General features: G+C 67.8%; 5 protein-coding genes and 2 pseudogenes. 3 read left to right on the forward strand and 4 right to left on the reverse strand.

What is annotated here, in order from left to right; all coding sequences use genetic code 11:
• Positions 1 to 199 precede the first annotated feature (199 nt).
• Positions 200 to 583 carry a hypothetical protein gene (locus tag G3I77_RS40360; RefSeq protein WP_248512428.1) on the reverse strand — a complete coding sequence of 128 codons (384 nt, stop codon included), beginning with the start codon at positions 581 to 583 and terminating at the stop codon, positions 200 to 202.
• Complete coding sequence (locus tag G3I77_RS40365) at positions 580 to 1,959, reverse strand: pre-toxin TG domain-containing protein (protein WP_248512430.1); 1,380 nt, start codon at positions 1,957 to 1,959, stop codon at positions 580 to 582. Before G3I77_RS40365 ends, G3I77_RS40360 begins: the two co-directional genes overlap by 4 nt.
• Positions 1,960 to 2,689: 730 nt before the next feature.
• Between G3I77_RS40365 and G3I77_RS40370 the strand changes: the two are divergent.
• Positions 2,690 to 2,806 (forward strand): annotated as a pseudogene (locus G3I77_RS40370) (lamin tail domain-containing protein); the annotation flags it as partial.
• Positions 2,807 to 3,041: 235 nt separating this feature from the next.
• Here the strand turns inward: G3I77_RS40370 and G3I77_RS40375 are convergent.
• Entirely contained in the window at positions 3,042 to 3,464 is a 423-nt protein-coding gene (locus tag G3I77_RS40375; RefSeq protein WP_248512432.1) for a hypothetical protein, read from the reverse strand.
• Positions 3,465 to 3,716: 252 nt separating this feature from the next.
• Between G3I77_RS40375 and G3I77_RS41390 the strand changes: the two are divergent.
• Both G3I77_RS41390 and G3I77_RS40380 read left to right on the forward strand, forming a co-directional pair.
• Positions 3,717 to 3,986: pseudogene (locus tag G3I77_RS41390) on the forward strand (hypothetical protein); the annotation flags it as partial.
• Positions 3,952 to 4,479 carry a hypothetical protein gene (locus G3I77_RS40380; RefSeq protein WP_374388705.1) on the forward strand — a complete coding sequence of 176 codons (528 nt, stop codon included), beginning with the start codon at positions 3,952 to 3,954 and terminating at the stop codon, positions 4,477 to 4,479. The pseudogene G3I77_RS41390 and the gene G3I77_RS40380, both read left to right, overlap by 35 nt.
• 57 nt (positions 4,480 to 4,536) lie before the next feature.
• On the opposite strand, the gene G3I77_RS40385 is transcribed toward G3I77_RS40380, so the two are convergent.
• Positions 4,537 to 5,235, reverse strand: coding sequence for a class I SAM-dependent methyltransferase (locus G3I77_RS40385; RefSeq protein ID WP_248512441.1), 699 nt, complete (start codon positions 5,233 to 5,235; stop codon positions 4,537 to 4,539).
• Positions 5,236 to 5,590: the final 355 nt, after the last annotated feature.

The following is a 5,590-nucleotide window of genomic DNA, read 5'->3' on the forward strand; positions in this document are numbered from 1 at the left end:
TGCACGAACCGCTCATGCAGAGCGCCCAGTTCACCGGCCCACAGCCTGACATCGGCAAGGTCCCCACCCATAACCACACCAACGACTGAGCTGGCCAGCAGTCACGGCAAGCACCGTTGCAGTACTAAGGGCGAGAGCCTGTGAGATTGACCTACCGTGCTCCTCCAACGGGGCGCGGAGGGCGGCGTGGCTTGCTCACCTACCCGGCCGTCAACACCTCCAGAGCGGCTGACGCGGCGTCCATCACGGAGGGCCAGGCAGGGGAGGCCAGAAACCGTTCGTCCGGCTGGTCACGGCCGACCTCGTCCAGAGCACGGGTCAGTTCGCCGGCCAGTCTGCTCATGGCCTCGACCTCCGCCTCGCTGGCCAGGGTCCTGCCGAGCGCGGCTCGCGGGTCGGCGAGCACCGTGGTGTCGTCGTAAAGGATGTTGACGGTAAGCGTGAGATCGTCGTAGTAGTCCGCCGACGGGTACTCGCGGTCGACCCATACACGCTGCTGGTACGCCGGATCCGCCAGAGCACGTACGGATGCGATGATCTCCGCGCGCATGTCGGGGAGCGTGATGTCATGTCGTGCTGTCACGGCTTGTTCCACGCCTTCCACTTCAGCCATTCGTCCAGGGGAATGTGAGCTGCCCGCGCATTATCCTTGATGGAGCCGCTGATGGGCTTGCCGTCGCGGCCGATAACCTTGCCACCCGAGTTGATGACGACATGGTCGACCTGCTGATAGACCTGCGAGTTATTCGCATTACCCTGGTCGATACGGACCCCGTTCCCCTTGCCATCGTTCCAGCGATAGCCGACGCCCTTGCTGTTGACCTGCTCGAATCCCTTGAGCGACGAGGGAACCTTGTCGTAAGCCTTGCGTGACAGCCAGCCGTCGATCTTGCCCGTGGCCTTCTCGGCCTTCATGGCCTCCCTGAGCTCCTCGGCCTTGATCGCGCTCTTGCCCGCCTTCATCCAGCGCAGCAGGATCACCGAGCCGAGCAGCCGGTCGGTCGGGCTCAGCTTTTCGCCGGTGACGGTGCCTTTACCTGTGATCGCCTCGATGATGCCCTTGCCGTCGCCGATGCCCGGCAGCAAGTCCAGCAGGGCCGAGGTCATGGCCTTCGATGCCGCGTCGTCGAGCGGAGAGCTTCCGCCCTTGCCGAAGTCCTTGAGAGCCTTGGAGAAGTCAACCTTGCCGATCGTGGGGAGCTCCCGGAGTTTCTGGGCGGCCTTTGCGATCTGCGGAACCGCTTTGTTGAGCTCCGCCATTCCCCGGTTGGCCTCGGCGATGCCCTCGTTCGCCTTCCGCATGCCGGCATTGGCTTTGGCGATGCCCTTGTTCATCTCGCCAAGGGCCTTGTTGACGTCTGCGACAGCGGAGTTCATCTTATCGAGACCAGAGTTCATCTGATCGAACCCCTTGATGATGTCGTCAAGGGCCTTGTTCAGTTCCGGGTCCGTGATGAAGTCGGCGATGGCGTTGATCGCGATGATGCCGTAGTAGACGGCGCGGCCGAGGGCAACGGCCGTCTCGATGCCGTGTCCGAGCTCCAGGGTGATCTCGCGCAGTTGCTTCTCAGCCTGGTCCTCCAGCTTCTTGATCTCTGCTTTGGCCTGCGGCGACAGGTTGTCACTCGACGTGAGGCGTGCCTTGGCTGAGAGGAGGTCCGCGTACTGGTTGATGTGCTTTTCGATGTCGGCCTTCAAGAACGCGTCGTCCCGGCGTTCGTTCGTGGCGGCGTGCGTGCCGTGCGCCACGATCAGCAGCACCGGAATCCCGTAGATGGAGACGCGGCCGAGCTTCGCGAGACACGTCAGCCGCTTATCCAGGGGCGTGTTGTCGCAAGCGGTCATCGACTTCTTCGCCGATGCCCCGGTCACCGCCGAGGCGGCGGTCGCTCCGCCGGTCAGCAGGACCGAGAGGGCCGTGGTCAGGGCGGCCAGTCTGAGAGTGAGGCGGTGCTTCATTGCTCCCCGTGGTTGGTCGGTCGTCTGTGACACCGCGAGGAGGGGCAACGAGGACGGGCCCGGCACCGAGGATTCCCACACCTCGGGCACATGTTGCGCTTCCCCCGCGTGTCGCGTGAAGAAGATGTAAACACACATGGCGACTCGCTTGTTACTTGCGGGTAGCTATTTGAGGGAGAATTGAGATTGACGCTCACAAACCGCCCGTTCCTCACCCTCACCAGAGTGGCGTCCCGTACTCCACGGCGGTGGAACCCTGCGGCAACTCGCTACGCAAGAGTCGTGCGTGGCAAGACACCGCTGTGTGGGCAGACACGCGGAAGTGACGGCAACGCTGACGGCAACGACGGCACACAGAGACCGTTGCTCACCGCCGTCAACGATCTGCTTTAAGTGTCGTCACACCGCCTCATCGACGTGTAGGGGCGTGGGGGTGTGGGGGCATCGAGCCGCGCTGTTGCTCACTTTCGGGTGACGTCCTGAGCTACGCGGGGTGGTGCACCCTGGCGAACGAACCCCGTACCTCAAGGCCCGCAAGGAGTGTGGGTCCGCGCACCCTCGACTTCTCCACGGCGTGGACAGAGTGTGTGTGCGGCCAGCCCGCCGCGACCGCACACGCACCAACGTCCCCGGTCAGCCCCTCGTGGTTGGGCCGGGGATGGTGTCCGCACGTGAGGGAACCTGATGTCCGCTTTCGCTTGCCGCGCTCACCGCCGGCGCGCTCGTCTCGGTGGTGACCCTGTCGGCATCCGCCGCCGACCACGCCCGCCCCGACCGGCCAAAGGTCCAGATCACCGCCGTCCAGTACGACTCCCCCGGGCGTGATGACCGCTCCAACCGCTCCCTGCGCCCCGCGGCGCGGCGTACTCAGGCGGCGCGGGACGAGGTGTTGAGCCGTTTCCAGGGGCCGGTGTAGGCGGCGTCGCATCCGGTGCAGCGGGCGAGGCAGAGGGCGGAGGCGGGGGTGTGGGCGGGCGCGGGCACGACCGGGTGGGCGGTGCCCTCGATGACGGGTGGCCCTGGCGGGCCAGGGCCACCGTGCAGACAGGCGCAGGCAGGCGGAGGGGGTCCGGGGTGGTGGGTCATGAGGGCTCAGGCGGCGCCGGGGGGCCAGCGCGGCGACTGTCGGGTGTGCGGCCGATCCTGCCGGCGACGGTCTGGATCTCGCTGGGGCCGTAGGCGGTGCGGATGCCGGAGGGGGTCATGCCGCCGGCCCGGGCGAGGGGTTCGAGCTTGTAGGGGCGGTCTCCATGGAACTCCCGTCCGTAGGCCAGGAGGTGACGGATCTCGCGGTCGGCGGCCTCGCGGGCGGCGCGGGCGTTGCCGAGAGCGATCAGCAGAGGGTCCTCGCGCAGGTCGTCGTGCTGCGCTTCCAGGGCGAACGCGTAGTCGGCGCGGGCCTGTTCGGCCTCCGCGAGAGCGTCGGGGTAGAGCTCCTCCGGCGTGACCTCACCGGGCTGCGGTACAGGGATGCGGATGGCTGCAAGGTCACCGATCAAATCCATGATTATGACGATCGCAAAAAACTGCGGCAAGCGCAATACCGTTTCGGGGTCAGGGAGTTGACCATGCGGGAGGCGGCGCGGGCCGAGGCCAGCGCCTGGTATGGACCGCATGGACGCCTCCATCTCGCTACCGTGTCCAGCGCACCTGCCCGCCGCATCGGCTGCTGCGAGGCGGCGATAGGGATGACGGCCGGCGCCGCGGGAGAGCGGAACATGAACAGACAGGACCGCGCGGACGCGGTGGACCGGGAGATGGCCGCATCTTTGCTGCCCGATGCCGCCGTGCGGACACTGGGCCGCTGGTGGAGCGAGAACGCGTCGGCTTGTGCCGACGGGACGCCCGGGGCACACACGGTGCGCTACACCCCCGGCCGGTGGACGCTCATCACTCCGTGGCCTTCGACGCTGGCTCCCACCTCCTGCAGCGGCGACGCCGGGGTCAGCCGGGCGGAGGTGGCCTCGGCCGTCGCAGACGCGCTGCGGCGTGATGCCTTCAGGGAGGCCCTGGTCGCGACCTACGTGTGGGGGAAAGGGAAGCGCGGCCCCCAGCGGCAGCGGCCCCGCCTCCCTGCAAAAGATCCTGACCGCCGAGAGCCTGGATACCGCACTGGCCCGTGCGGTCACCACGTTGAGCGAGCACAGCGCAGAAGCTGCTTACGCGGGGCTTCAGGGCCTCGTTCCCGGGTTCGGTCCGTCGTTCTACACCAAGTACCTGTACTTCGCCGGCAAGACGGTTCCGTCGGCAACCGGCCCCCAGCCGCTCGTCCTCGACCGGGTTCTGGCCCGGCGTCTGCGGTCCCTGGCCCAGGCGGTCGGCCGGGAGACCGGCCACGACCCCGACGGCTCGATCGCCAACTGGGTCTGGCGGGACAGGAACTGGTCACCGCACCGCTACGCGGTCTACCTCTCCTTCATGCAGGCGGCTGCCAGCCAAGCAGCGGCAACGGGTACCTGGCCGCCCGACGCCTCGCCCGACCTGCTCGAATACGCCCTGTTCAGCGCTTCGTGGAAGTGAACCCCTCGCCGCGCCGCGCGCCGCTTCCGCAGGTCGCTGGCGGAGCTGGGCCCTGTTCTAGGACGGGTGGTATGCGCTCACCAGCAGGGTGTCGGCGGTGCGCGGCCCGACGGTAGCGGGCAGCACGTCGACGGTGATGTTGGTGAATCCGGCCTCGTCGAGCAGTTTGGTCCACACATACTCCTGGAGGACCCAGCGGCGCATCGTGGTGGCTTCGCCGTCCGGTGTCTTTGCCGAGATGTCGGCAGCCACGGCATCGGGCTGGGCGGGCGCCCCATTCAAGTAGTGGGCGAGGGTTGCGAACACCAGTCGCCCGCCCGGCTTGAGCGCGGCGGCCGCCGCGGGCAGCATCTCGCGCGGGTCGGTGAAGTCCAGGGCTCCGAAGACGCTGTACAGCACGTCGTACGTGCCGGTCATCGCCTGCAGGTGGGGCACCGCGTCGGAGGCGACAATGCGCAGGCGAGGGGCGAGGTGGGCATAGAGGTCGGTTGCCATGGCGTGCTGGGCGGGCGAGGCGTCGACGGCGACGACCTGGGCCGGCTGATGGTGAATCGCCAGGTGTGCTGCGTGCCGGGCTGTTCCGGCGCCGAGGTCGCCCACACAGCGGCCGGTCAGGTTGCCGAGGGCCTCGGGGCCGGGCCCGGCGTCCTGGTCCCAGTTCCAGTGGAAGGTGTCAGGAACGACGCGGTCACTGGTGGCGCGGGCGCGGCCGTAGTGGTGCCAGAGGTCTGCGGTGCTGGTGGTCACCCGGCCCATCCTGGCGGCCGCGACCGGGCCGCGGACCGGTTCGCTGAAATCTCACCCGGGCGTGCTCTCGGGCCCCAGCTGTATGGCCGGGGCCCGAAGAGCTCGCCGTTGCGGCGCGGTCAGTGCGAGTCGTTGCCGGGGGGCACGGACCACAGTCGGCGGCGTCCGTCCACAGCGGCAGGTCGCCGTTCCGGAAGCGTCTTGGGGGTGGAGGGTGAACAGGGCGCTGTCACGTTTTTGGGTGGGTAGGTGTCTGATGGCGTCGCGGCGTGGTGCAGCTCGGTTCCGGGCTGTGCTCAGGCAGCGGTGGCGAGGCCGGCGACGCCGGTGATCTGCTCCCAGATTGCGAAGCGGATGCTCATCT

The organism is Streptomyces sp. D2-8 (assembly GCF_023184515.1).
Lineage (GTDB): Bacteria > Actinomycetota > Actinomycetes > Streptomycetales > Streptomycetaceae > Streptomyces.

What these genes read in the sequence shown, in the direction of transcription:
- G3I77_RS40365 (WP_248512430.1), bottom strand. Translation starts at nt 1,959, where the DNA reads ATGAAGCACCGCCTCACTCTCAGACTGGCCGCCCTGACCACGGCCCTC.
- G3I77_RS40375 (WP_248512432.1), bottom strand. Translation starts at nt 3,464, where the DNA reads ATGGATTTGATCGGTGACCTTGCAGCCATCCGCATCCCTGTACCGCAG.
- G3I77_RS40380 (WP_374388705.1), top strand. Translation starts at nt 3,952, where the DNA reads ATGCCTTCAGGGAGGCCCTGGTCGCGACCTACGTGTGGGGGAAAGGGA.
- G3I77_RS40385 (WP_248512441.1), bottom strand. Translation starts at nt 5,235, where the DNA reads ATGGGCCGGGTGACCACCAGCACCGCAGACCTCTGGCACCACTACGGC.